24 protein-coding genes and 1 riboswitch are annotated in these 23,990 nt (G+C 72.7%); of the genes, 21 read left to right on the forward strand and 3 right to left on the reverse strand.

What is annotated here, in order from left to right:
- The first annotated feature begins 75 nt into the window (after nt 1-75).
- Nucleotides 76-221: riboswitch (SAM riboswitch) on the forward strand.
- Between the two features lie 10 nt (nt 222-231).
- Both thrC and ASC77_RS09970 read left to right on the forward strand, forming a co-directional pair.
- Complete coding sequence (gene thrC / locus ASC77_RS09965; protein WP_056151618.1) at nt 232-1,500, forward strand: threonine synthase; 1,269 nt, start codon at nt 232-234, stop codon at nt 1,498-1,500.
- A 19-nt stretch (nt 1,501-1,519) separates the two neighbouring features.
- Entirely contained in the window at nt 1,520-1,795 is a 276-nt protein-coding gene (locus ASC77_RS09970; RefSeq protein ID WP_056151622.1) for a MoaD/ThiS family protein, read from the forward strand.
- An 86-nt stretch (nt 1,796-1,881) separates the two neighbouring features.
- Here the strand turns inward: ASC77_RS09970 and ASC77_RS09975 are convergent, their stop codons facing one another.
- From ASC77_RS09975 to ASC77_RS09985, 3 genes are read right to left on the reverse strand one after another with little or no spacing between them, the layout of a single operon-like run.
- Nucleotides 1,882-3,087, reverse strand: a complete 1,206-nt coding sequence (locus ASC77_RS09975) for an RNA polymerase sigma factor (RefSeq protein WP_056151625.1) — start codon at nt 3,085-3,087, stop codon at nt 1,882-1,884.
- The gene (locus ASC77_RS09980) at nt 3,084-3,431 is read right to left on the reverse strand and encodes a YciI family protein (protein ID WP_056151628.1); all 348 of its coding nucleotides are present in this window, start codon (nt 3,429-3,431) and stop codon (nt 3,084-3,086) included. The genes ASC77_RS09975 and ASC77_RS09980 overlap by 4 nt, the downstream gene beginning before the upstream one ends.
- The gene (locus ASC77_RS09985; protein WP_056151629.1) at nt 3,428-3,796 is read right to left on the reverse strand and encodes a YciI family protein; all 369 of its coding nucleotides are present in this window, start codon (nt 3,794-3,796) and stop codon (nt 3,428-3,430) included. The genes ASC77_RS09980 and ASC77_RS09985 overlap by 4 nt, the downstream gene beginning before the upstream one ends.
- A gap of 317 nt (nt 3,797-4,113) precedes the next feature.
- Between ASC77_RS09985 and ASC77_RS09990 the strand changes: the two genes are divergently transcribed.
- The 19 genes from ASC77_RS09990 to ASC77_RS10080 all read left to right on the forward strand — a co-directional run bounded on the left by ASC77_RS09990 (nt 4,114) and on the right by ASC77_RS10080 (nt 23,986).
- On the forward strand, nt 4,114-5,133 hold the full coding sequence (locus ASC77_RS09990) for a LacI family DNA-binding transcriptional regulator (protein ID WP_056151634.1): 1,020 nt from the start codon (nt 4,114-4,116) through the stop codon (nt 5,131-5,133).
- 17 nt (nt 5,134-5,150) lie between these two features.
- Nucleotides 5,151-6,008 carry an ATP-grasp domain-containing protein gene (locus ASC77_RS09995; RefSeq protein WP_056151637.1) on the forward strand — a complete coding sequence of 286 codons (858 nt, stop codon included), beginning with the start codon at nt 5,151-5,153 and terminating at the stop codon, nt 6,006-6,008.
- A gap of 41 nt (nt 6,009-6,049) precedes the next feature.
- A complete protein-coding gene (locus ASC77_RS10000) occupies nt 6,050-6,553 on the forward strand; it encodes a SigE family RNA polymerase sigma factor (protein ID WP_056151640.1) in 504 nt (167 codons plus the stop codon).
- Nucleotides 6,550-7,719 carry a hypothetical protein gene (locus ASC77_RS10005; RefSeq protein WP_056151643.1) on the forward strand — a complete coding sequence of 390 codons (1,170 nt, stop codon included), beginning with the start codon at nt 6,550-6,552 and terminating at the stop codon, nt 7,717-7,719. The genes ASC77_RS10000 and ASC77_RS10005 overlap by 4 nt, the downstream gene beginning before the upstream one ends.
- Nucleotides 7,720-7,925: 206 nt before the next feature.
- On the forward strand, nt 7,926-9,554 hold the full coding sequence (gene groL / locus ASC77_RS10010; protein WP_056151645.1) for a chaperonin GroEL: 1,629 nt from the start codon (nt 7,926-7,928) through the stop codon (nt 9,552-9,554).
- A 174-nt stretch (nt 9,555-9,728) separates the two neighbouring features.
- Complete coding sequence (locus ASC77_RS10015; RefSeq protein WP_235547568.1) at nt 9,729-10,256, forward strand: RNA polymerase sigma factor; 528 nt, start codon at nt 9,729-9,731, stop codon at nt 10,254-10,256.
- A complete protein-coding gene (locus tag ASC77_RS10020) occupies nt 10,253-10,882 on the forward strand; it encodes a hypothetical protein (RefSeq protein ID WP_056151648.1) in 630 nt (209 codons plus the stop codon). The genes ASC77_RS10015 and ASC77_RS10020 overlap by 4 nt, the downstream gene beginning before the upstream one ends.
- Nucleotides 10,883-10,895: 13 nt before the next feature.
- Nucleotides 10,896-11,447, forward strand: a complete 552-nt coding sequence (locus ASC77_RS10025) for an NTP transferase domain-containing protein (RefSeq protein ID WP_056153965.1) — start codon at nt 10,896-10,898, stop codon at nt 11,445-11,447.
- On the forward strand, nt 11,444-12,298 hold the full coding sequence (locus ASC77_RS10030; protein WP_056151651.1) for an endonuclease/exonuclease/phosphatase family protein: 855 nt from the start codon (nt 11,444-11,446) through the stop codon (nt 12,296-12,298). The genes ASC77_RS10025 and ASC77_RS10030 overlap by 4 nt, the downstream gene beginning before the upstream one ends.
- 9 nt (nt 12,299-12,307) lie before the next feature.
- A complete protein-coding gene (locus ASC77_RS10035; protein ID WP_056151654.1) occupies nt 12,308-13,195 on the forward strand; it encodes an AAA family ATPase in 888 nt (295 codons plus the stop codon).
- A complete protein-coding gene (locus ASC77_RS10040) occupies nt 13,192-14,316 on the forward strand; it encodes a vWA domain-containing protein (RefSeq protein ID WP_056151658.1) in 1,125 nt (374 codons plus the stop codon). Before ASC77_RS10035 ends, ASC77_RS10040 begins: the two co-directional genes overlap by 4 nt.
- Nucleotides 14,309-15,436, forward strand: coding sequence for an XdhC family protein (locus ASC77_RS10045; RefSeq protein WP_056151661.1), 1,128 nt, complete (start codon nt 14,309-14,311; stop codon nt 15,434-15,436). Before ASC77_RS10040 ends, ASC77_RS10045 begins: the two co-directional genes overlap by 8 nt.
- Before the next feature lie 5 nt (nt 15,437-15,441).
- Nucleotides 15,442-16,485: an alpha/beta fold hydrolase gene (locus tag ASC77_RS10050; protein ID WP_082574710.1), complete on the forward strand. Its 1,044-nt coding sequence runs from the start codon at nt 15,442-15,444 to the stop codon at nt 16,483-16,485.
- Between the two features lie 34 nt (nt 16,486-16,519).
- On the forward strand, nt 16,520-17,752 hold the full coding sequence (locus tag ASC77_RS10055) for a transcriptional regulator (RefSeq protein ID WP_056151664.1): 1,233 nt from the start codon (nt 16,520-16,522) through the stop codon (nt 17,750-17,752).
- 27 nt (nt 17,753-17,779) lie between these two features.
- Nucleotides 17,780-18,532, forward strand: a complete 753-nt coding sequence (locus tag ASC77_RS10060) for a GNAT family N-acetyltransferase (RefSeq protein ID WP_056151667.1) — start codon at nt 17,780-17,782, stop codon at nt 18,530-18,532.
- 37 nt (nt 18,533-18,569) lie between these two features.
- Nucleotides 18,570-19,919 (forward strand): FAD/NAD(P)-binding protein, encoded by a 1,350-nt coding sequence (locus ASC77_RS10065; protein WP_056151671.1) that lies wholly within the window; start codon nt 18,570-18,572, stop codon nt 19,917-19,919.
- Nucleotides 19,920-20,217: 298 nt separating this feature from the next.
- Nucleotides 20,218-20,688: a (2Fe-2S)-binding protein gene (locus ASC77_RS10070; protein WP_056151674.1), complete on the forward strand. Its 471-nt coding sequence runs from the start codon at nt 20,218-20,220 to the stop codon at nt 20,686-20,688.
- Nucleotides 20,685-23,135 carry a xanthine dehydrogenase family protein molybdopterin-binding subunit gene (locus tag ASC77_RS10075; RefSeq protein ID WP_056151678.1) on the forward strand — a complete coding sequence of 817 codons (2,451 nt, stop codon included), beginning with the start codon at nt 20,685-20,687 and terminating at the stop codon, nt 23,133-23,135. Before ASC77_RS10070 ends, ASC77_RS10075 begins: the two co-directional genes overlap by 4 nt.
- Nucleotides 23,132-23,986 carry an FAD binding domain-containing protein gene (locus ASC77_RS10080; RefSeq protein WP_056151680.1) on the forward strand — a complete coding sequence of 285 codons (855 nt, stop codon included), beginning with the start codon at nt 23,132-23,134 and terminating at the stop codon, nt 23,984-23,986. Before ASC77_RS10075 ends, ASC77_RS10080 begins: the two co-directional genes overlap by 4 nt.
- Nucleotides 23,987-23,990 lie beyond the last annotated feature (4 nt).

Below are 23,990 nucleotides of genomic sequence, written 5' to 3' on the forward strand. Positions count from 1 at the left end.
GCCCTACGGACGCCGGTCGTCCAGCATGTGGATCTGATGTGCACATGCTGAGACGGCCGGCGTACTGTTCTGCACAGCTCATCAAGAGGGACAGAGGGATACGGCCCTGTGAAGTCCCGGCAACCGCCGCGAGCCTCCGCCGCCCGGAACATCGGGATGCGGTTCGCGGAAACGGTGCCAATTCCGTCCGGCGCGACCGTCGCAGCCGGAGAAGATGAGAAGGAGGACTTCATGAGCGCTGTAGTTGCAGAGAAGACGACCACGCTGCGCGAGGGCGCGTTCGGCAATGCGACCAACCTCGCCTGTCGCGAGTGCGGCCACTCCGTGGAGCTGGGTCCGCACTACGCCTGTCCGGAGTGCTTCGGGCCGCTCGAGGTCGCGTACCAGTTCGGCGAGGTCACCCGCGAGCAGATCGAGGCCGGCCCGGCCAACATCTGGCGCTACCAGGCGCTGCTCCCGGTGCCCACCGACATCCAGGACAGCCCCAACACCGAGCCGGGCTTCACCCGCCTGCTCCGGGCCGACAACCTCGCCGCCGAGCTCGGCATCACGAACCTGTGGGTCAAGGACGACTCGACCAACCCCACCAACTCCTTCAAGGACCGGGTCGTGGCCTGCGCGCTGAGCGCGGCCCGCGAGCTCGGCGCGAAGGTCTTCGCCTGTCCCTCGACCGGCAACCTCGCGAACGCCGTGGCCGCCGCCGGCGCCCGGGCCGGGATCAAGACCGTGGTCTTCATCCCGAGCAACCTGGAGCAGCCGAAGCAGGTCAACTCCGCCGTGTTCACCGAGTCGCTGGTCGCCGTCAACGGCAACTACGACGACGTCAACAAGCTCGCCTCCGAGATCGCGGGGGAGGAGGACGGCTGGGCGTTCGTCAACGTCAACGTCCGCCCGTTCTACGCCGAGGGCTCCAAGACCCTGGGCTACGAGATCGCCGAGCAGCTCGGCTGGCGGCTGCCCGACCAGATCGTCATCCCGGTCGCGTCCGGCTCGCAGCTGACCAAGGTGCACAAGGCCTTCCAGGAGCTGATCAAGCTCGGGCTCGTCGAGGACAGGCCCTACCGCGTCTTCGGCGCCCAGGCCGCCGGGTGCTCGCCCGTCTCCGTCGCCTACAAGGCGGGCGTCGACGCGATCCGCCCGGTCAAGCCCGACACGATCGCCAAGAGCCTGGCCATCGGCAACCCCGCCGACGGCATCTACGTGCTCGACATCTGCCGCGAGACCGGCGGCGCGGTCGAGGACGTGACGGACGACGAGGTGCGCGACGGCATCGTGCTGCTCGCCCGTACCGAGGGGATCTTCACCGAGACCGCCGGCGGCACCACCGTCGCCGTGCTGAAGAAGCTCGTGGAGACCGGCCAGCTCGACACCTCGCTCGAGACCGTCGTCATCAACACCGGCCACGGCCTGAAGACCCTCGACGCGGTCTCCGGCTCGGTCGGCCCGGCCGCGACCATCGAGCCGTCGTACGCCGCCTTCGCCGCCACCGGCATCGCCTGATCGAGGAGAGTCCCAGCACATGAGCGTGTCCGTCCGGATCCCGACCATCCTGCGCACCTACACCGGGGGCGACTCCGAGGTCACCGCCTCGGGCGCGACCCTCGCCGAGGTGCTCGACGACCTCGACGGGAACTACAGCGGCATCAAGGGTCGGATCCTCGACGAGTCGGGCGCGCTGCGGCGCTTCGTGAACGTGTACGTCGGCAACGAGGACGTGCGCTTCCTCGACAACCTGGACACCCCCACCCCCGACGGCACCCAGATCTCGGTCATCCCGGCGGTCGCCGGCGGCTGACCGCTGCCGGCGAATTTGCTGTAACGCCGGGTTAGTCGCTCTTCCCACGGTGTTGCAACCCGGTGGGAACAGTCAGTAACCCGGCGTTACAGCTGCGCACGCCGCTCGATCAGGTGTGCCCGCTCGGCGAGGTTGCCGCACCGCCCGATGGCCTCGTCGTACGCCGTGCGGGCGTCGTCGAGCCGACCCAGCCGCGACAGCAGCTCGGCGCGGGTGGCGGGGAGGCGGTGGCCCGGGAGGGACAGGTCGGCCAGCACGTCGAGGCCGGCGGCCGGACCGGAGGCCTCGGCGACCGCGACCGCCCGGTTGAGCCGCACGACCGGTGACCCGGTCAGCGCCTCGAGCTCCTCGTAGCGCAGCACGATCCGGTCCCACGACGTGTCGGCCGACGACGGGGCGACCGCGTGCTCGGCGGCGATCAGCGCCTGGAGGAGGTACGGCGAGGCGGGCTCGTCGACGAGGGGCCGCAGCAGCTCCACGGCCTCGGTGACGTCGGCGAGGTGCCAGCGCGAGCGGTCCTGGTCGGGGAGCAGCACGAGCTGCCCGTCGACGGTCCGGGCGTCGCGGCGGGAGTGCTGGAAGAGCATCAGGGCGAGCAGGGAGTCCACCTCGACGTCGTCGTACGGGAGCACCGAGCGCAGCACGCGCACCAGCCGGATCGCTTCGCCCGCCACGTCGGCGCGCAGCACGTCGGGCCCGGACCCGGGCGCGTAGCCGGCCGTGAACGCCAGGTAGGCGACGTCGGTGACCGTCGCGACCCGGGGCGCCAGGTCGGTCGGGATCGCGAACGACTCCCCGGCGAGCCGCTTGCGGGCCCGGGTCAGCCGCGCCGCCATGGTCGGCGTGGGGACCAGGAAGAGGCGGGCGATGTCCTCGGTCGGCACGCCCAGGACGAGCCGCAGCGTCAGCGCGGCCGCCGACTCCGGGGCCAGCGAGGGGTGCGCGCAGAGCAGCACCAGCCGCAGCCGCTCGTCCTGCACGGGCTCCCCGGCATCGGCCATGAACGCCTGCGCCTCCTCCTGGACGGTGGCCTCGACCGCGAGCAGCGGCAGCTTCCGGGCCGCCACCGCCTCCGAGCGCAGCCGGTCGACGACCCGGCGCCGGGCCGCGGTGAGCAGCCACGCGGGTGGGTTGTCGGGTACGGCGTCCCAGGTGCGCGCCGCCGCCTCGAACGCGTCGGCCAGCCCGTCCTCGGCGAGGTCGAGCCGACGGAACTGCGCCACGAGCAGGGCCAGCAACCGGCCCCACTCGTCGCGCAGCAGCGTCTCGAGCCTCGCGTGCGGCGTGGTCACGTGGGCAGGACCGGCCGGACCTCGATCGTGTACGCCGCGGGCAGCGACCGGGCCGCCGCGACGGCGTCGTCGAGCGACGGCAGCTCGACGAGGTAGAACCCGCCGAGCTGCTCGACGGTCTCGGCGTACGGCCCCTCCGTGACCACGCGGTCCGGTCCGGGCCGCAGCGTCCGGGCCTCGGTCGGGCGGGTCAGCGCCTCGCCGCCGACGACCTCGCCGCCGCGAGACGCGATCGCCTCGTCGAAGGCGCGGAACTCGTCGAAGACCGCCTGCTGCTCCGCCTCCGAGAACGCGTCCCACCGGGCGAAGTGGTCCGCCTCCGTCATCAGCACGAGGAACCTCACGTCGACGGCCCGTCCGCACCGCCGACCGCGGCCCGCACCTCGACGGCGCCCTCGGCGTCGGCGAGGATGCCGACGACCTCGAGCAGGTCGTCGAGGTCGTCGGTGTCGACGACGTAGTAGCCGGTGAGCTGCTCGACGGTCTCGGCGTACGGCCCGTCGGTCACGACGATCCCGTCGTCGCCGCGGCGGACGACGCGCGCCTCGCGCGAGTGCGTGAGCTCGGCCCCGCCGGTGATCGTGTGGCCGCGCTCGCCGAGCACCCGGGCGAACTCGCCGTGCTTGGCGTACATGGCGGCGCGGTGGTCCTCGGACGCGGACTCCCAGGTGTCCTCGTTGCCCGGCAGCAGGACGACGTACGTGCTCATGATGACTTCCTCTCGTGATCCCCGAGGGGTGCGGATGAGTCTGGCACCGAGATGACGCGCGGGCGCGCGGCAAATCGACAGCAGGTCCTTGACAGCCCGTGGGCGAGCGACCACAGTGGGAAGTGGGAACGCTCCCAAAACACCACCGAACGACGAGGGGTGGACCGCGCGATGGCCTCGGAACGACGTGGTGGGAGTGCCCGGCCCGAGCGGCGGTTCGTGGCCGGGCCCCGTCGTGCGGCGGGCCCGGGGCTCCTCGACGTCCCGGGCCCGCCGTTCGTCCCTCATCGCTCGTGGCGGCTCGGCATACTGACGCCATGAGCCGACCGCCACGTACCCGCCCGACCCTCGAGGAGGTGGCGGCCAAGGCCGGCGTCGGACGCGGCACGGCGTCCCGGGTCATCAACGGGGGCGAGAAGGTCTCCGAGCGCGCCCGCCTCGCCGTCGAGGAGGCGATCGCCGAGCTCGGCTACGTCCCCAACGCCGCCGCCCGTGCGCTGGTGACCCGCCGCACCGACACGATCGCCCTGGTCATCGCGGAGTCGGAGGAGCGGGTCTTCGGCGAGCCGTTCTTCGCGGGCATCGTCCGCGGCATCGGGTCGGCGCTGGCCGCCGCCGACCGCCAGCTGGTGCTCCTGCTCGCGCAGGCCTCGGAGCGGCGCGGCGCCCTCGACGACTACCTCACCCGCCAGCACGTCGACGGCGTGCTGCTGCTCTCGCTCCACGACGACGACCAGCTGCCCGAGCGGATCCGCGCCCACGGCGTCCCGGTCGTCGTCGGTGGCCGTCGCGAGGGCGTCTCCAGCGACTTCGTCGACGTCGACAACCTGCAGGGCGCGCGGCTCGCCGTCCAGCACCTGGCCGGGCTCGGGCGCCGCCACATCGCCACGATCGCCGGACCCGCCGACATGGTCGCCGGCCACTCGCGCTTCGAGGGGTACGTCGCCGCGCTGACCGCCGCCGACCTCCCGATCGACGACCGGCTGGTCGCGCGGGGCGACTTCACCCAGCAGAGCGGCGCCGAGGCGATGCGCGCCCTGCTCGCGAGCGGCGCCGAGGTCGACGGCGTCTTCTGCGCCAACGACCTGATGGCGGTCGGGGCGCTCCAGGTGCTGCGCGACGCCGGCCGCCAGGTGCCCGACGACGTCGCGATCGTCGGCTTCGACGACGCGCCGATCGGGCTCTCCACGGTGCCGCCGCTGACCACCGTGCACCAGTCGCCGGAGCAGATGGGGCGCGAGATGGTGGCCATGCTCCTCGAGGCGACCGGCGCCCCCGGCGTACCCCAGCCCGGCCTGATGCTGCCGACCCACCTCGTCGTCCGCGGAAGTGCGTGACCACCTACTCTCGCCCCATGACCGACCGGCCCGTCGTCCTGCTCGTCACCTGCACCGGCATGGACGACGGCGAGCCCGGCCATGCCGCGCTCGACGAGGCCCTGCAGGTCCGGGGCGTCGACGCCCGCTGGGTCCGCTGGGACGACGAGACGGTCGACTTCTCGGCCGCCGCGCTGATCGCCGTCCGCTCGACCTGGGACTACGACGCCCGGGTGGGGGAGTTCCTCGGCTGGGCCTCGGGCCTGGGCCCGCACGTCCTCAACGGCTATCGCGTCTTCAGCTGGAACGTCGACAAGCGCTACCTCCTCGACCTGATCGACGCCGGCCTGCCCGTCGTCCCGACGCGCACGGCCGACACGGTGGCCGACGTACGACGCCTGTCCGCCGAGCACGGCATCGCGGTCGTCAAGCCACGGGTGGGCGCCGGCGGCCGCGGCCTCGAGATCGTCCGTGACCCGGCCGGGTGGGAGCCGCTGGCCGGCCACGAGGGGCCGTGGATCGTGCAGCCCCTCGTCGAGTCGATCCACCACGACGGCGAGATGTCCGTCTTCGTGATCGCGGGGCACGCGGTCAGCCAGGTCGACAAGCTGCCCAGCACCACCGACATCCGGGTGCACGAGGAGTTCGGCGGCTCGTCGCGGCCCGCTCCGCTGCGACCCGACACCACCCGACTGGCGACCGAGGCGATCGCCACGGTCGCGGGCCTGCTCGGCGAGGAGATCGCCTACGGCCGGGTCGACATGATGCGCCACGAGGGCCGGCTCGTCGTGAGCGAGGTCGAGCTCACCGAGCCCGGGCTCTACCTCGACGTGCTGCCCGAGAACGCCGCGCCGTTCGCCGACGCCGTCCTCGAGCACCTCGACCGGCACCGCTAGCCGCCAACCTTTCCGGGTCCGGCCGCGTTCATGATGGCGTGATGTCGGACGAGACCGGGTTCCGTCGCTGGGCGGAGGAGCGTCAGCTGGCGCTGCTGCGCACGGCGGTGCTGCTCACCGGCGACCGGCACCGCGCCGAGGACCTCGTCCAGGAGGCGCTCACCCAGGTGGCGCTGCGCTGGCGACGGCTCGCGGACGAGCACCCCGACGCGTACGCCCGCCAGGTCATCGTGCGTCGCAACATCTCGTGGTGGCGCAAGCACCGTCGCGAGGTGGTCGCCGACCCGCCGGAGCGCGGAGCGGACTCCCGTGCGGAGGCGTACGCCGACCGCCGGATGCTGCTCGACCAGGCGCTGGCGCAGCTGACGCCGCGTCAGCGCGCGACGGTCGTGCTCCGCTACTACGACGACCTGTCCGAGCGCGAGACCGCGGAGGCGCTGGGCGTCAGCGTCGGCACCGTCAAGAGCCAGACCCACGTCGCCCTGCGCCGGTTGCGCGAGGCGTCGCCCGAGCTCGCCGACCTGCTGGGAGAGGAGTGCAGATGAGTGACCAGGACCTGCGCGACCTGCTGCATGACCGCGTCGACGACCTGACGTCGATCGACCTCGCCCCGGGCGCGTGGGAGCAGGCCGCACGCCGTCGCCGGGTGCGTCGGTCGCTCGTCGCCGGCGGCGTGGTGCTGGCCGTCGTGCTCGCGGCCGTCACCGTCGACCTCGTGCGCCTGCCGGACCGGGAGGGCGGCGCGCCGATGCCGGCATCGCCGGCGCCCACGCCGTCCGACTCGACCTCCTCGACCGCGTCGCCGATCGTCCCTGACGCCACCTACCAGGGCCTGCCGGTCTGGTGGAGCCCCGACCTGGACGAGGAGCTCGACCTGCCGTTGGTCCCTCCTGACCTGATGCCCTCCTGGGACGTCGACCTCACGGCCGAGGCCCCGGACCCGGCCGCCGCCCCGATCGTTCGCGCCGTTGCCGCGTTCGGGCGGGATCACTCGGTGGTGCTGGTCGCACCGAGCAGGGCGACGCGCCGCCTCCCGGTCGACCTCGACCAGCCCGAGACCGACGAGGCCGGCTACGAGGTCTCGCCGTACGGACCGTCGATGCTGTCGCCGGACGGCCGCCACCTGGTCTTCCCACAGGCGGGCAGCCTCGCGCTCTACGACGTGGCTCGGCACCGGTGGAGCTCGATCGACGTCGGGTCGGCGACCACGGCGTACGTCACCTGGGTCGGCGACGACCAGCTCCTGCTGCCGCGGCTGCCCGAGCAGTCGGGTCCCCTGTACGACGTCGACGGGACCCGCGTCGGCACCGGGGCGAAGCCGCCGGTCCGGGTCTTCCGGCTCCAGGAGTCGATGCAGAACCCGATCGGGCCGGCGCGCGGCGACGGCGAGGGTGCCACCGCCCAGAGCTGGGGGATGGGCCCGGGGATCCCGGTGCGCGATCCAGCGACCTACCTCAGTGGGCCCGCATCCCTGGTCGTCACCGGCGGTCCGACAGGCACCAGCGTGCTGGCATTCATGACCGCGATCGACGACCACCGGTGGATGGACGCGCCCGCCGTCGCGGGGTGGCTCGACGACGAGACGGTCGTCTACGAGTCGATCGCCGACGACCGCGACCTCCTCATCGCCTGGACCGTCGGGACGGACCTGTTCCGGAAGGTGGCATCGGTGACGCCGGGGTGGACCTCGAGCTTCGCCCGCCTCGGCTGAGGAGCGACCCGCTTCTTGCACTCGCCATGGTCGAGTGCTAAACATGACGCTGGCACTCTCGTCATGAGAGTGACAACTCCGGATCGGTGCCAGTTGAGGCCCTCCGCGCCGGCGAGAAAGGGTTCGCCGGGTCAGCAGGGTCGTCCGTCGCGGGCAACCCATCGACTCGGATCCCCGAACTCTAAGCGTGAGGAATCGCAGGAGTTATGCCCAAGCTGATTGCTTTCAACGAGGAGGCCCGGCGCGGTCTCGAGCGTGGCATGAACACGCTCGCCGACGCCGTCAAGGTCACCCTCGGCCCGAAGGGCCGCAACGTCGTGCTCGAGAAGAAGTGGGGCGCCCCCACGATCACCAACGATGGTGTGTCCATCGCCAAGGAGATCGAGCTCGAGGACCCGTACGAGAAGATCGGTGCCGAGCTCGTCAAGGAGGTCGCCAAGAAGACCGACGACGTCGCCGGCGACGGTACGACGACCGCCACGGTCCTCGCCCAGGCGATGGTCCGCGAGGGTCTGCGCAACGTGGCCGCGGGTGCGAACCCGATGGGCCTCAAGCGCGGCATCGAGGCCGCTGTCGCCGCCGTGTCGGAGCAGCTCTCCAACATGGCGATCGACATCGAGACCAAGGAGCAGATCGCCGCGACCGCGTCGATCTCCGCCGCGGACACCACCGTCGGCGAGATCATCGCCGAGGCGATGGACAAGGTCGGCAAGGAAGGCGTCATCACCGTCGAGGAGTCGAACACGTTCGGCCTCGACCTCGAGCTCACCGAGGGCATGCGGTTCGACAAGGGCTACATCTCGGCCTACTTCGTGACCGACCCGGAGCGGATGGAGACGGTCCTCGAGGACCCGTACATCCTGATCGCCAACCAGAAGATCTCGAACGTCAAGGACCTGCTGCCCCTCCTCGAGAAGGTCATGCAGTCCGGCAAGCCGCTGCTGATCCTCGCCGAGGACACCGACGGTGAGGCGCTGTCGACCCTGGTCGTCAACAAGATCCGTGGCACGTTCAAGTCCGTCGCCGTCAAGGCTCCGGGCTTCGGCGACCGCCGCAAGGCCATGCTGCAGGACATCGCGATCCTGACCGGCGGCCAGGTCATCTCGGAGGAGGTCGGCCTCAAGCTCGAGTCGACCGGCATCGAGCTGCTCGGCCAGGCCCGCAAGGTCGTCATCACCAAGGACGAGACCACCATCGTCGAGGGTGCCGGCGACGCCGACCAGATCGCCGGTCGGGTCAACCAGATCCGCGCCGAGATCGAGAAGTCGGACTCCGACTACGACCGCGAGAAGCTGCAGGAGCGCCTGGCCAAGCTGGCCGGCGGTGTTGCGGTCATCAAGGTCGGCGCGGCCACCGAGGTCGAGCTCAAGGAGCGCAAGCACCGCATCGAGGACGCCGTTCGCAACGCGAAGGCGGCCGTCGAGGAGGGCATCGTCGCCGGTGGCGGCGTGGCGCTCGTGCAGGCTGCGGCCACCGCGTTCGACAAGCTCGAGCTCGTCGGTGACGAGGCGACCGGCGCGAACATCGTGCGCTTCGCCTCCGACGCCCCGCTCAAGCAGATCGCGGTCAACGCCGGCCTCGAGGGCGGCGTCGTGGCGGAGAAGGTGCGCAACCTGACCGCTGGTCACGGCCTGAACGCGGCCACCGGCGAGTACGTCGACATGATCGCCTCCGGCATCATCGACCCCGCCAAGGTGACCCGCAGCGCGCTGCAGAACGCCGCCTCCATCGCGGCGCTCTTCCTCACCACCGAGGCCGTCGTGGCCGACAAGCCGGAGAAGGCGGCGCCCATGGGCGGCGACCCGACCGGTGGCATGGGCGGCATGGACTTCTGAGTCCAGCTCTCGCACAGCACTGAGAACGGCCCCGGGCACCAGCCCGGGGCCGTTCTTCGTTGAATCGAGACTTCTGACGGTTGAGTCCGGACTTAACTCTCGATTCAACCGTCAGAACTCTCGATTCAACCGTCCGACGTCCCGGCTCGACGGGAGGTGTGACAGCGTTGAGGTGTGGACGAGAGCCGACGGGAGCGCTTCGAGGCGGTCGCGCCGGGGATGGTCGAGCCGCTGCGGCGCTTCCTCGCCCGGCGTACCGACGCAGCCACCGCGGAGGACGTCCTCGCCGAGACGCTGCTGGTCTGCTGGCGCCGGGTCGAGGACCTGCCCGACGAGCCGTTGCCCTGGGCGTACGCCGTGGCCCGCAACTGCCTGCGCAACGCCCAGCGCTCGGCCCACCGGCAGGAGCGGGTGGCCGCCCGGCTGGCGGCCCAGCCGACCGTGGAGCCGACGGACCCCGGCGCGCCCGACGACACCGTGCTGGACGACGCGCTCGCACGGCTGCGCCCGGACGATGCGGAGCTGCTGCGGCTCTGGGCCTGGGAGCAGCTGACGCCGGCCGAGATCGCGACCGTCCTCGACATCACCGCGAACGCCGCGAGCATCCGGCTGCACCGGGCTCGCGAGAAGCTGAGGGACCAGCTGCGAAAGATCGAGACCGCAGCCGGACATGAGGAGTCGAGAGAGGGGAGAAGGCCATGACCGACGTGCACGACGACGAGCTCCGAGCTCGGCTGCGCGCGTCCGACCCGGCCGGATCCCTCCCGCCGGCCGCCCCGCACGAGGTGGCCCGACTCCTGGAGGACGTCATGGCCACCGAGCTCACCACCGAGACCCGCGAGACCGGCACCCACGGCCGCGGCCCGCTCACCTGGCTGGTCGCCGCTGCGGCCGTCCTGGTCATCGCCGGGGTCGGGTTCTTCGGCATCCACGCCCTGACGGGCAGCGACGACGTCGCGACGACGGGCGGCGACCCGGCGGCGTCGACGACCCGGCTCGACGTCCCGGCCACGGGCGACGCCAAGTGCGCGGTGCCGAGCGCCGAGCTGCTGGCGAGCGCGGACGTCGCGTTCGACGGCACCGTGACCGGGATCGTCGGTGACCAGGTCACGCTCGAGCCGACGCACTGGTACGCCGGCGACCCCACCGACACCGTCGTGGTGACCGCGCCGAGCAAGCAGATGCAGGACGTCGCCTCCGGGGTCGAGTTCCGCACGGGCGAGCGCTACCTGGTCTCCGCGAGTGGGGACCAGGTGAGCCTGTGCGGGTTCTCGGCGCCGTACAGCGACGAGCTCGCGGCCATCTTCGCCGAGGCCTTCCCGGGCTGATATGCAGGGACCCATGCACGGACTGCTGCTCGCCGCCGGGGCCGGAAGTCGGATGGGGATGCCCAAGGCCCTGGTGCGCGGCGACGACGGCGAGCCGTGGCTCGTGCGCGGGGTCCGGGCACTCATCGACGGCGGGTGCACCCGGGTGACCGTCGTGCTGGGCGCCTCCGCAGAGGAGGCGCTGCCGCTGCTCGAGGGCTCCGGCGCCACCGGCATCGTGGTCGCCGACTGGGCCGACGGCATGTCGGCGTCCCTGCGGGCCGGGCTCGCCGGGCTCACGGTCAGCGACTCCGACGCCGTGGTGGTCACGCTCGTCGACCTCCCGGACGTCGGCGCCGATGTCGTCCGTCGCCTCCTCGAGCCGGCCCCGGACCGCGCGACGCTGCGGCGCGCGTCGTACGACGGCCAGGTCGGTCACCCGGTCGTCCTCGGCCGCGACCACTGGGTCGCGGTGGCCGACGAGACGAGCGGTGACCGGGGCGCGCGGGGCTACCTCGCGACCCATGAGGTCGAGGTCGTCGAGTGCGGCGACCTCGCCACCGGCGAGGACGTGGACTCGCGGTGAGGCGGCTGGCGGCGGCACTCGCGCTGCTCGTCGTCGCCGGCCTGCCGGCTGCTCCGGCGGCCGCGCGGGCGGACGACCCGCTGCGGGTCGGCAGCTTCAACATCGACAAGGGGCAGCCGCTGGCGCCCTGGAAGCGGAAGGTGCACGCGCTGCGTGCCGAGGTCGACGTAGCCGGGCTCCAGGAGGTGAGCACCGCGGCCAAGCGGCGCTTCCTCGTCGCCAGCCCGGGGTGGGGTGTCTTCGGCGCGACGCCAGGCCCGGACCAGAACCCGGTGATCTGGGACGGCACCGTCTTCCGCAGGGCCGGCGCGCAGGCCGTGCGGATCGCGGGGAAGCAGGGTCGCTTCCCGGCGGCGTACGCGACCGTGGTCCGGCTGGTCCACCGCACGACCGGTCAGCGGTACTCCGTGCTCAACGTGCACCTCGTGTACGGCGCGGTCGCCGACGGGCGACGGATCCCCGGGCAGGCCGCGCGCTACCGCTACTACGTCGCCGAGGTGCGTGGGCTGGCTCGGGCGGTCGCGCGGGAGCAGCGTCGGACGGGTACCACGGTGCTCGTCGTCGGCGACTTCAACGACGACCACGTGGGCGACCGCGAGGTGCGCAACGCGGACCTGCCGGTGGTGCGGCTCGGCGCCCGCGACCTGGTCTCCGCGTGGGACAGCGCCGACGTCCTGCGCGAGGACGGCGGCACCAGCACGGTCGGTGCCGGCTACATCGACAACGTGTGGGCCGAGCGGGAGGCGCTGTCGGTGCGCGCCCTCGCGATGTCGGGCGGGCAGCACCACCCCGTGGTCGCGACGTACGACGTGGCTCCGGACCCAACCGTGGTCCAACGGCACGCTGAGTAGCCTGGAGGCATGGAGTCGTCGAACCTCGCCGGTGTGGCTCCCGGGGAGCTGGCAGAGCGCCTCGGCGCCACGGGCTACCTGTGCGACGACGCGCTCGCGACGGTGACCTACCTGGCGCTGCGGATGCAGCGTCCACTGCTGCTCGAGGGTGAGCCCGGCACCGGCAAGACCGCGCTGGCCGAGGCGATCGCGGAGTCGCTCGCCCTGCCGCTGGTCCGGCTGCAGTGCTACGAGGGCATCGACGCCACCCAGGCTCTCTACGACTGGGACTTCCCGCGTCAGATCCTGCACCTGCGGGCCCTCGAGGCCGCCGGCGCGACCGCGGTCGAGGAGGCCGAGAAGAGCCTGTACGACGAGCGCTTCCTGCTCGCGCGGCCGGTTCTCCAGGCGCTCCAGGCGAGCCCGGCGGTGCTGCTGGTCGACGAGGTGGACCGTGCCGACGACGAGTTCGAGGCGTTCCTGCTCGAGGTGCTGTCGACCTACCAGGTCTCGATCCCGGAGCTCGGCACCGTGCGCGCGGCCACGCCGCCGATCGTCGTGCTGACGTCCAACCGCACCCGTGAGCTGCACGACGCGCTGAAGCGGCGCTGCCTCTACCACTGGATCGACCACCCCGGTCTGGAGCGCGAGGTCGAGATCGTCCGCTCCCGCGCGCCCGAGATCTCCGCCGTCCTCGGCCGGCAGGTGGTCTCCGTCGTGCAGGAGCTGCGCGGCCGCGACGACCTGCAGAAGCCACCCGGTGTGGCCGAGACGCTCGACTGGGCGCGGGCGCTGCACTACTTCGGCACCGCCGAGATCGACCTCGCCTCGGCGTCGGCGACGCTGGGGGCGCTGGTGAAGTACCGCGAGGACGCCGACCGGGTGCGGCACGCGCTGGACCAGATGCTGAGGGCGTGAGCACCGTGGACCGGGGCGGTGACGAGATCCTGCTGGGCTTCGCCCGCGCGCTGCGGACGGCCGGGGTGCCGGTGACCCAGGACCGCGCGCACGGGTTCCTGGCGGCGACCGCGACGCTCGGCCTCGACGACCAGCGCGCGACGTACCTCGCCGGCCGGGCGACGCTGTGCGGCAGCCCCGACGACCTCGAGCGCTACGACCAGGTGTTCACGGCGTACTTCGACGGCCGCGACGGACTGCCGCGGCCCCGGCCCGCGCAGGCAGGGGTGCCCGGCTTCTCGGGCCTGCCCGACACGGAGTCGGCCGGAGCCGGCGAGTCCGACGCGGACGAGGAGGTCGTGCGCGCCCGGGCGAGCGAGGCGGAGGTGCTGCGGCACCGTGACGTCGCGACGCTCTCGGCGGCCGAGAAGCACCGGCTCAACGCGATGTTCGCGACGCTGCAGCCGCGGCCGCCCCTGCGGCGTACCTCCCGGCACCAGCACTGGCACCGCGGCCAGGTCGACGCCTCGCGCACGCTGCGTGCGTCGCTGCGCCGGATGGGCGAGCCCGGCGAGATCGCCTGGCGGCGGCGAGGGGTCCGGCCGCGGCGGGTGGTGCTGCTGGTCGACGTGTCCGGCTCGATGAGCGGGTACGCCGACGCACTGCTGCGCCTCGCGCACCGGTTCACCCAGGCCGGCCGCGCGAACGGCGGCGTCGTCGAGACCTTCACCGTCGGCACCCGCGTCACCCACCTGACCCGGGCGATGCGGATCGGCGACCCCGAGCGGGCCCTGGTCGCCGCCGGCGAGACCGTGCCCGACTGGTCGGGCGGCACGCGGCTCGGCGAGACGCTGCGGATCTTCTCGGACCGGTGGGGCCAGCGCGGGATGGCCCGCGGGGCGGTGGTCGTCGTCTTCAGCGACGGCTGGGAGCGCGGCGACCCGAGCCTCCTCGGCGAGCAGATGGCCCGGCTGCGGCGGGTCGCGCACCGCGTCGTGTGGGTCAACCCGCACCGTGGCAAGTCCGGGTACGAGCCGGTGCAGCAGGGCGTGCTCGCCGCGCTGCCGCACTGCGACGACTTCGTCGCCGGCCACTCGCTGGCGACGTTCGCCGAGCTGTCGGAGGTGATCTCGCGTGCGTGACGTGCTGCCCGAGCTGCTGGCCTGGTGGCGGTCCGGTGCGACCGTCGGCGTCGGCACGGTCGTCGCGACCTTCCAGTCCGCGCCCCGCCCGCCCGGCGCCTCGATGCTGGTCGGCCCCGACGGCACCGCCGTCGGCTCGGTGTCGGGAGGCTGCGTCGAGGGCGCCGTCTACGACCTCGCGGAGTCGGTCGTCGAGTCCGGCGAGCCGGTCCTCCAGCGCTACGGCGTCTCCGACGACGACGCCTTCGCGGTCGGCCTGACCTGCGGCGGCATCCTCGACGTGTACGTCGAGAAGGTCAGCCGCGAGACCTTCCCCGAGCTCGAGCAGGTCGCCGCCGACATCGAGGCCGGCCGACCGGTCGCCCTCGCCACCGTCATCGAGCACCCCGACCCGTCCTGGCTGGGTCGGCGCCTCGTCGTACGCCCTGACGCGCCGCCCACCGGGGGCCTGGGCTCGACCCGCGCCGACGACGCCGTCCACGACGACGCGCTGGGGCTGCTGGCGTCGGGGTCCAACGCGACGCTGACCTACGGGCCCGACGGCGAGCGCCGGGGCGAGGGCATGCGGGTGTTCGTGTGGGCGTTCGCGCCGAAGCCGCGGATGCTGGTCTTCGGGGCGATCGACTTCGCGGCCGCGGTGGCCCGGGTCGGCAGCTTCCTCGGCTACCACGTCACGGTGTGCGACGCCCGTCCGGTGTTCGCGACCCACAGCAGGTTCCCCGAGGCCGACGAGGTCGTCGTCGACTGGCCGCACCGGTTCCTGCAGGCCGAGTCCGACGCCGGTCGGGTCGACGGCCGCACGGTCATCGCCGTCCTGACCCACGACCCCAAGTTCGACGTACCCCTGCTCGAGGTGGCGCTGCGGCTGCCCGAGGTCGCGTACGTCGGGGCGATGGGATCGCGCCGTACCCACGACGACCGGATCGCCCGGCTCCGCGAGGCCGGCATCGACGACAAGGAGCTCGAGCGGCTCTCCAGCCCGATCGGCCTCGACCTCGGTGCGCGCACCCCGGAGGAGACCGCGATCAGCATCGCCGCCGAGATCGTCGCCCGACGGTGGGGCGGCAGCGGCGAGCGGCTCGGCGTCCGGGACGGCCGGATCCACCGCGACCTGATGTGAGCGCGATGGGGCGGCTGGCGGGGGTCGCGGTCGTGGCGGTCCTGCTGCTGACCGGATGCACGTCCGAGGCCCCGACCGCAGAACCGGCGCCGACCGCCAGCGGCCCACCGAGCGCAGCGCCCTCCTCGGGCCCCACCCAGCCCCCCACCCCCGCCGAGCGGGGCGAGAGCCTGCCACCGCGCACCGACACCCCGTCGCTGGCCAACCTGATGCGCGCGGACTTCGACGGCCGAGGGCTGCGGGTGCTCCGCACGGAGACGCGCACCGACGCCTACACCCGCCAGCAGGTCACCTACCGCAGCAACGGCACGCTGGTCTCCGGGGTGCTGCTCCGGCCGCACGGCGGTGGCCCGTTCCCCGCCGTCGTCCTCAACCACGGCTACATCGAGCCGTCGGCGTACGTCACCGGCCAGGGCATGGCCCGCGAGCAGGACTGGCTGGCGCGGGCCGGCTTCGTGGTGCTGCACACCGACTACCGCGGCCACGCGGCCGGGGATCCGGCCGGTGACCGGGAGCGCGAGCTGCGGCTCGCCTACACCCGCGACAGCATCAACGCCGTGCTGGCGCTGGAGAGGCTGCCGTACGTCGACGCGGACAAGACCGCCATGGTCGGTCGCTCGATGGGCGGCGGGGTCACCCTCAACGCGTTGGTCGCCGCGCCCGGGCTGGTCGACGCCGCGGTGATCTACGCCAGCGTCAGCTCGCGGTTCCTCGACAACCTCGAGCACTTCACGCGCCCCAACCGGCCCGAGGCCGTCGCCGCGCTCGCGTCGGAGTTCGGTACGCCGGAGCAGTCGCCCGGGTTCTACCGCGGTCTCTCCTCGCGCACGTACGTCGACCGCATCACCGAGCCCGTGCTGATCCACCACGGCACCGTCGACGCCACCTGTCCACCACGGTGGTCCCGCACCACCCACCGCCTGCTCGAGCGGGCCGGCGTCGACAGCACCCTCGTCGAGTACCCGGGCGAGGACCACGCGTTCTACGCACGCTGGCAGGACTCGATCGTGCGGACCGTCCGCTTCCTGCGACGGCACCTCGACGTGTGACCCGCGTCACGGGGCCGGTGCTACCTTCGACCGCATGGCACGGACCGAGCTCCAGGCGCGCAGGCTGGAGGCCGTCCGCGCGTGGACGTCGTTCGTCGAGCGCGGCGACGGCGCGGTCGACCTGGTCCGGCCCGAGATCCTGACGAGCTGGGCCCGCTCGGAGGCGGCGGTGCGCGCCGACGTCGCGGAGGCCCCGCTGGCCGACGAGGCCGAGACCGCGGCCTCCTGGCACGGCTCCCCGCTCCAGACGGCCGTCGAGCGCGTCGAGGCCGAGCTCCGGCGTACGGCGGAGGACGGCGACCTCGTCATCGCCGTCACCGACGCGCAGACCCGCATCCTCTGGACGTACGGCGGCCGGGTGATGCGCCGCAAGGCGGAGACCGTCAACTTCGTGCCCGGCGGCCGGTGGGACGACGAGTCCGTCGGCACCAACGCGCTCGACCTGGCGAACCGCACCGGCGCGCCCGAGATGGTCTTCAGCGCCGAGCACTACGCCTCCATCGTGCACAACTGGGTCTGCTGGGCGGCTCCGGTGCACGACCCGGTCACCGGCGCCAAGCTCGGCGTCATCGACCTCTCGACCTCGTGGGACCGCACCCACCCGATCGGGCTCGCCACTGCCCGCGTGATGGCCCGGCTGATCGAGACCGCGATGCCGCTCTCGCATCAGTACGCCGTGCTCGAGCAGCTCGACGAGACCTCCGAGCCGGGGCTGGTGATGCGGCTGCTCGGCACCGCCGAGACCTGGCTCGACGGCCAGCGCCTGCTGCTCAACCGGCGGCAGACCGAGGTGCTGGCGCTGCTCGCCATCCACCCCGAGGGGCTGTCGCTGGAGCACCTGCACGCGCTCGTCTACGGCGACCAGGCGGTCACCACCTCGACCCTCAAGGCGGAGGTCTCCCACCTGCGCTCCTCGCTGGGCGGCCAGCTCGCGTCGCGTCCCTACCGGCTGACGATGCCGGTCTCCACCGACGTCGACCTCGTGCTCACCCTGCTGCGGCGCGGACGGGTGGCGGCCGCCGTCGACGCGTACGGCGGCGACCTGCTCCCCGGCACGAACTCGCCCGCGCTCGCCGAGCTGGCCGAGCTCGTCGCGGTCGCGGTCCGGGAGGCGCTGCTCGCCGATCCCGACCCCGACGCCGTGCTGCGCTACGGCGAGCTCGCGCCCTACGACACCGAGGTCGTCGAGGTCTGCCTGAACCGCCTCCCGCAGGGCCACCCCGCCGTACCCTTGCTGAAGGGACGGCTCGCCGCCGCCCAACGCTGATCAGCCAGCGCTGACGTGGGGGGAACGATGGACGACGCCGAGCGCGTGCGCGCCGACATGGGCGCGGTGATGGCGACCCTGGCGGCCCGGATCGGGGCCGTGGCGGACGCCGGCCCGGACTGGTGGCTCGGCCTCACCGGCGGCGTCGCTCCTGACCTCAACATGGCGCTGCTGGCGACCGCGGACCCGGTGGTGCTCGACGGCACGATGACGATCCTCGACGAGGCCGGCCTGGACGCCCTGGTCTTCCTGGCCGGCCCCGGTCGCGAGCTCGCGACCCGGTTCGCCGCGCCGTGGGTCGGGGTCGGCGCCGCACCGGTGATGACCCGCGACCTCACGACCGGACCGGCCGAGGTCGTCGACGGCCGGGTGCGACAGGCCGGTCCGGCGGACGCTGCGGTGCTCGCGGACCTGATCGCCGAGGCGTTCTCGCTGAGTGCCGACGACACGGCCCTGATGGCGGCCGGCGCGGTGCCCGGGGGCGTGATCCGGGCCTGGCTGCTCGAGGACGGCGGTGAGGCGGTCTCGGCGCTCGTCTCCGGCCACGTGGACGACGGCGTCTCGATCTGGGCGATGTCGACGCCGGCGCGGTTCGCGCGCCGCGGCTACGGGCGGGCCCTGCTGGGCAGCGTGCTCGCGCACGCGCGCGCCGACGGAGCGCGGGTCGGCATGCTCGGCGCGACCCCGGCCGGGCTGCCGCTCTACGAGGCCACCGGGTGGCGGACGCTCGAGGAGTGGGAGCTCTTCACCAACGCCGCGTCGGCGCAGTTCGGCCACTGATGCGTGCTTAATGCGAGTTGTTCTCTAGACTTACCGCATGGTTGTCACCGACCGCGCCCCCGTCGAGACCGGCGCCGCCACCAGCACGGACCGCGTCGCGATCATCGGCGGCGGTGCCAGCGGGGTGCTCACGGCGCTCCAGCTGCTCTCCACCTCGACCGACTCCGCGCTCTGCGTGACGGTCCACGAGGCGACCGGCGTCCTAGGCCGGGGGATCGCCTACGGCACCTCGGACCCGCGGCACCTGCTCAACGTGCGTGCCCGGCACATGAGCGCGTACGCCGACGTGCCGTCCGACCTGCTCGACTGGGCCCGCCGCGCGGGCCGTGACCCCGACCCGCTCGGCTTCCTGCCGCGGATGGAGTTCTCGGCGTACCTCCAGGACACGCTCGCCGACGTCGCCGACCACCGCCTGACGATCAGCGCGGGCCGGGTCGACGACATCGTCCCCGTCGGCGGCGCGTTCGAGCTGCGCACCCGTGACCGGGTGGCCACGGCCGACACCGTCGTCCTCGCCTACGGCAACCAGCCGCCGCAGCCGCTCGCCGTCGACGGCGTCGACCTCGCGACGCTGCCCGGCTACCTCCCGAACCCCTGGGACCTCGCCGCGATCCGCGCCCTGCCGGGCGACGCCGAGGTGGTCATCGTCGGCACCGGGCTGACCGCGATCGACACGGCGATCACGCTGCTCGAGGAGTCCCCGCACCGCCGCGCCGTCATGGTGAGCCGGCACGGGCTGCTCCCGCGCGCCCACATCGAGCAGCAGTCCACGGCCTGGGTCAGCAACGTGCCGGGCGGACCCCTGACCGCCGACGGCATCGCTGCCTTCGTGCGCGGCCAGGTCGAGTCCGCGCGGGCGCACGGCGTCGACTGGCGCAACGTCGTCGACGGCCTGCGGCCCGCGACCCAGTCCATCTGGGCGCGCCTCGACCTCGACGAGCGACGACGCTTCCTCGCGACGTACGTCCGCGACTGGGAGGTGCGCCGCCACCGGATGGCACCCGAGGTGGCCGACCGGATCGCCGGCTACCGCCGCGACGGGCGCCTGAGCGTCGCCGACGGAGGTCTGGCCGGCGTCGACCTCAGCGCCGTCGACGCCGTTGTCAACTGCACTGGCCCGCTGACCGACATCTCGCGCACCGACGACCCGCTGCTCCAGGCGCTCCAGCGCCGCGGCCTCGTCGCGCCCGACCCGCTGCGGCTCGGCCTCGACTCGACGCCCTCGGGTCAGGTGGTCGGCGCGGACGGCGTACCCGTGCCCGGCCTGTACGCCGTCGGCCCGCCTCGCAAGGGCACGCTCTGGGAGTCGACCGCGATCCCCGAGATCCGCACCCAGGCCGCCGAGGTCGCGCGGCTCGTGCTGGATCGGACGAGGGCCCCCGCCTAGCTCACCGGGTTTCGACTCGCGGTCGTGCCCTCGCAGGCTCGGGCCCGCGCTCGCTCAACCGGGACAGCCTCGCCTCGGCACTCGTCCCTCGTGGTCGCGCGGATGAACGCCTCCGCCCAGCCCACCGGGTTTCGACTCGCGGTCGTGCCCTCGCAGGCTCGGACCCGCGCTCGCTCAACCGGGACAGCCTCGCCTCGGCACTCGTCCCTCGTGCCGAGGCGGCCTGACCCCAACCATTGACCAACCGGACGCTCCTAGCGTGACCTGCACCACTGCAGGTCCGCCCTAGGGAGAGTCCATGACCCGGATCAGCCTCACCGTCGACGGCGCGAGCGTGTCCGACGACGTCGAACCCCGCATGCTGCTCGTGCAGTACCTCCGCGAGCGTCTCGGCAAGACCGGCACCGTCATCGGCTGCGACACCAGCAACTGCGGCGCGTGCACCGTGCACCTCGACGGCACCAGCGTGAAGTCGTGCAACGTGCTGGCCGTCCAGGCCGACGGCGCCGAGGTCACCACGATCGAGGGGCTGGCGCAGAACGGCGAGCTGCACCCGGTGCAGGCCGCCTTCCGCGAGTGCCACGGCCTCCAGTGCGGCTTCTGCACGCCGGGGATGATCATGCAGAGCGTCGACCTGCTCAACACCAACCCGAAGCCCTCCGAGGAGGAGATCCGCCTCGGTCTCGAGGGCAACCTCTGTCGCTGCACCGGCTACCACAACATCGTGAAGGCGGTTCAGCACGCGAGCGGTCAGGGGGCGACGGCATGACCGTCACCGACGAGCGCCCCTCGGACGCCATCGAGAACGAGATCGGCCGCGACCGGCGCCGCAAGGAGGACCAGCGGCTGATCACCGGTCGCACCCGGTGGACCGACAACATCGTGCTGCCGGGCATGCTGCACCTGGCGATGGTGCGCAGCCCGTTCGCGCACGCGACCATCACGAGCGTCGACACCTCCGCAGCCAAGGCATCGACCAACGTGGTCGACGTCTTCAGCGGCGCCGACTTCGGGGAGGAGCTCGGCGCGATCATCAACGCCTGGCCGATCACGCCCGACCAGGTCACCCCGGCGCACTCGCCGATGCCCTCCGACCGGGTCGCCTTCGCGGGCGAGATCGTGGCGGTCGTCGTCGCTCGCAGCGCCGCGGAGGCACGTGACGCCGCTGAGCTGGTCGAGGTCGAGTACGACGAGCTGCCGGCCGCCCTCGACCTGAAGAAGTCTGCGGCGGACGAGGTGCTGGCGCACCCCGACCTCGGCACCAACAAGTCCGCGCTGTGGGTCTTCGACTCCGGCGAGGCTGGCACCGGCGGCAACGTCGAGGACGCGATCGCGAAGGCCCGCACCGACGGCATCGTCATCGAGCGGGAGTACCGCCAGCAGCGGCTGATCCCGGCGTTCATGGAGCCGCGCAGCGTCGTCGTCGATCCGACCGGCGAGCAGTACACGATGTGGTCGGCGACCCAGATCCCGCACATCGTCCGCTTCGCGCTGGCCGCCACGACCGGCGTGTCCGAGTCGAAGATCCGCGTGATCGCCCCCGACGTCGGCGGCGGCTTCGGCGGCAAGCTGCAGGTGACCCCCGAGGAGTGGATCGCCTGGGCGGTCGGTCGCCGTCTCGGCAAGCCGGTGAAGTACACCGAGACCCGATCCGAGTCGCTGATGAGCGCCCACCACGGCCGCGACCAGTGGCAGAAGCTGACGCTGTCGGCCGAGAAGGACGGCACCGTCACCGGCCTCAAGGTCGAGCTGCTCGCCGACCTGGGTGCCTACGTCGCCATCGTCGGTGGCGGCGTCCCGGTGCTCGGCGCGTTCATGTTCAACGCCATCTACAAGTTCCCGGCCTACCACTTCGCCGTCCAGACCGTGCTCACCAACAAGGCCTGGACGGACGCCTACCGCGGCGCCGGCCGACCCGAGGCGACGTACGCCATCGAGCGGCTGATGTCCGAGCTGGCCGCCGAGGTCGGGGTCGACCCGCTGGAGATCCGCGAGAAGAACTGGATCAAGCACGAGGAGTTCCCGTTCACCACGGTGGCGGGGCTCGAGTACGACTCCGGCAACTACGAGGCCGCCACGGCGAAGGCCAAGGAGATGTTCGGGTACGACGAGCTGCGCGCCGAGCAGATGGCGCGGCGGGCGTCCGGCGACACCGTGCAGCTCGGCATCGGCATCTCGACGTTCACGGAGATGTGCGGCCTGGCCCCGAGCCGGGTGCTCGGCCAGCTCGACTACGGCGCCGGCGGCTGGGAGCACGCGAGCGTGCGGATGCTGGCCACCGGCAAGGTCGAGGTGGTCACCGGGGCCTCGGCGCACGGCCAGGGTCACGAGACGGCGTTCAGCCAGATCGTGGCCGACCGGCTCGGCGTCGCCTTCGAGGACGTCGAGATCCTGCACGGCGACACCGCGATCTCGCACAAGGGGCTGGACACCTACGGGTCGAGGTCGTTGGTCGTCGGCGGGGAGGCGCTGGTCAAGGCCGCCGACAAGGTGATCGAGAAGGCCAAGCCGATCGCCGCCCACCTGCTCGAGGCGTCGGTCGACGACCTCGAGTTCTCCGGTGGCCGGTTCTCGGTGCGCGGCACGGACGCCGGGATGGGGATCGGCGAGATCGCGACGGCGGTCTTCGCCGCGCACAACCTGCCGGACGGCGTGGAGCCGAGCATCGACTCGGAGGCGACGTACGACCCCGTGAACTTCAACTACCCGCACGGCACCCACCTCTGCGCGATGGAGGTGGACACCGAGACGGGTGCGGTGAAGATGCGCAAGTACGTCTGCGTCGACGACATCGGCAACATCGTCAACCCGCTGATCGTCTCCGGCCAGGTGCACGGCGGGCTGGTGCAGGGGATCGCGCAGGCGCTGTGGGAGGAGGCGGTGTACGACGACGCCGGGACCCTGGTCTCCGGGTCGTTCGTGGACTACCTGCTGCCGACGGCCGCCGACACGATCAGCTTCGACATCGAGCACACGACGACACCGTCGCTGACCAACACGCTCGGCACCAAGGGCGTCGGCGAGGCCGGCACGATCGCCTCGACGCCGGCCGTCGTCAACGCGGTCGTCGACGCCGTACGCCACCTCGGGGTGAGCGACATCCAGATGCCCTGCACGCCCGAGCGGGTCTGGCGGGCGATCAACGGGCCCGGATCCGGTGGCTCGACCACCGAGGCCGCGATGCCCCACTTCGACGCGGAAGGCGGCCAGGCATGATCCCCGCAGCGTTCGACTACGTGGCCCCGACCTCGGTCGAGGACGCCCTGGCGGCCCTCGCGCAGTACGGCGACGACGCCAAGATCATCGCCGGCGGGCAGAGCCTGCTCCCGGTGCTCCGGATGCGGCTCAACGCACCCGAGTGGATCATCGACCTCGGGAGGATCGAGTCGCTCCGCGGCATCCGCGACGACGGCGACGCGATCGTCATCGGGGCGATGACGCCGCACGCCGTGGTCGGCTCCGACCCGCTCGTGGCGGAGCACGCCGCGCTGATCGCCAAGGCCGTCGAGCACCTCGCCGACGCCCAGGTGCGACACCGCGGCACGTTCGGCGGTGCGCTCGCGCACGCCGACCCCGCCGGCGATCTCGGGGCGCCGGCGCTGGCGCTCGGAGCGGAGTTCGTCATCGCAGGGTCGGGCGGCACCCGGACCGTGGCGGCCGACGACTTCTTCGTCGACCTCTTCGAGACTGCGATCGGCGAGGACGAGATCCTCACCGAGGTGCGGATCCCGAAGCGGACCGGCTGGGGGGCGACGTACGAGAAGTTCGTGCGGGTCGCCCACCAGTGGCCGATCGTCGCGGTGGCGGCGACGGTGCGCGTCGACGGCGGCACCATCGCCGAAGCACGGATCGGGCTGACCAACATGGGATCGACGCCGCTGCGCGCGCGGGCCGTCGAGGACGCGCTCGTCGGGCAGCCGGCCACCGCGGACGGCGTACGAGCGGCGGCGGAGCACGCCACCGACGGCACCAACCCGCCCTCGGACCTGAACGGCGACGCCGACTACCGGCGCCACCTCGCCACGGTGCTGACCCGGCGTGCGGTGCTGGCCGCGGCGGGAGCCTGAGGCC

It is taken from the genome of Nocardioides sp. Root1257, from assembly GCF_001425175.1.
Taxonomy (GTDB): Bacteria; Actinomycetota; Actinomycetes; order Propionibacteriales; family Nocardioidaceae; genus Nocardioides.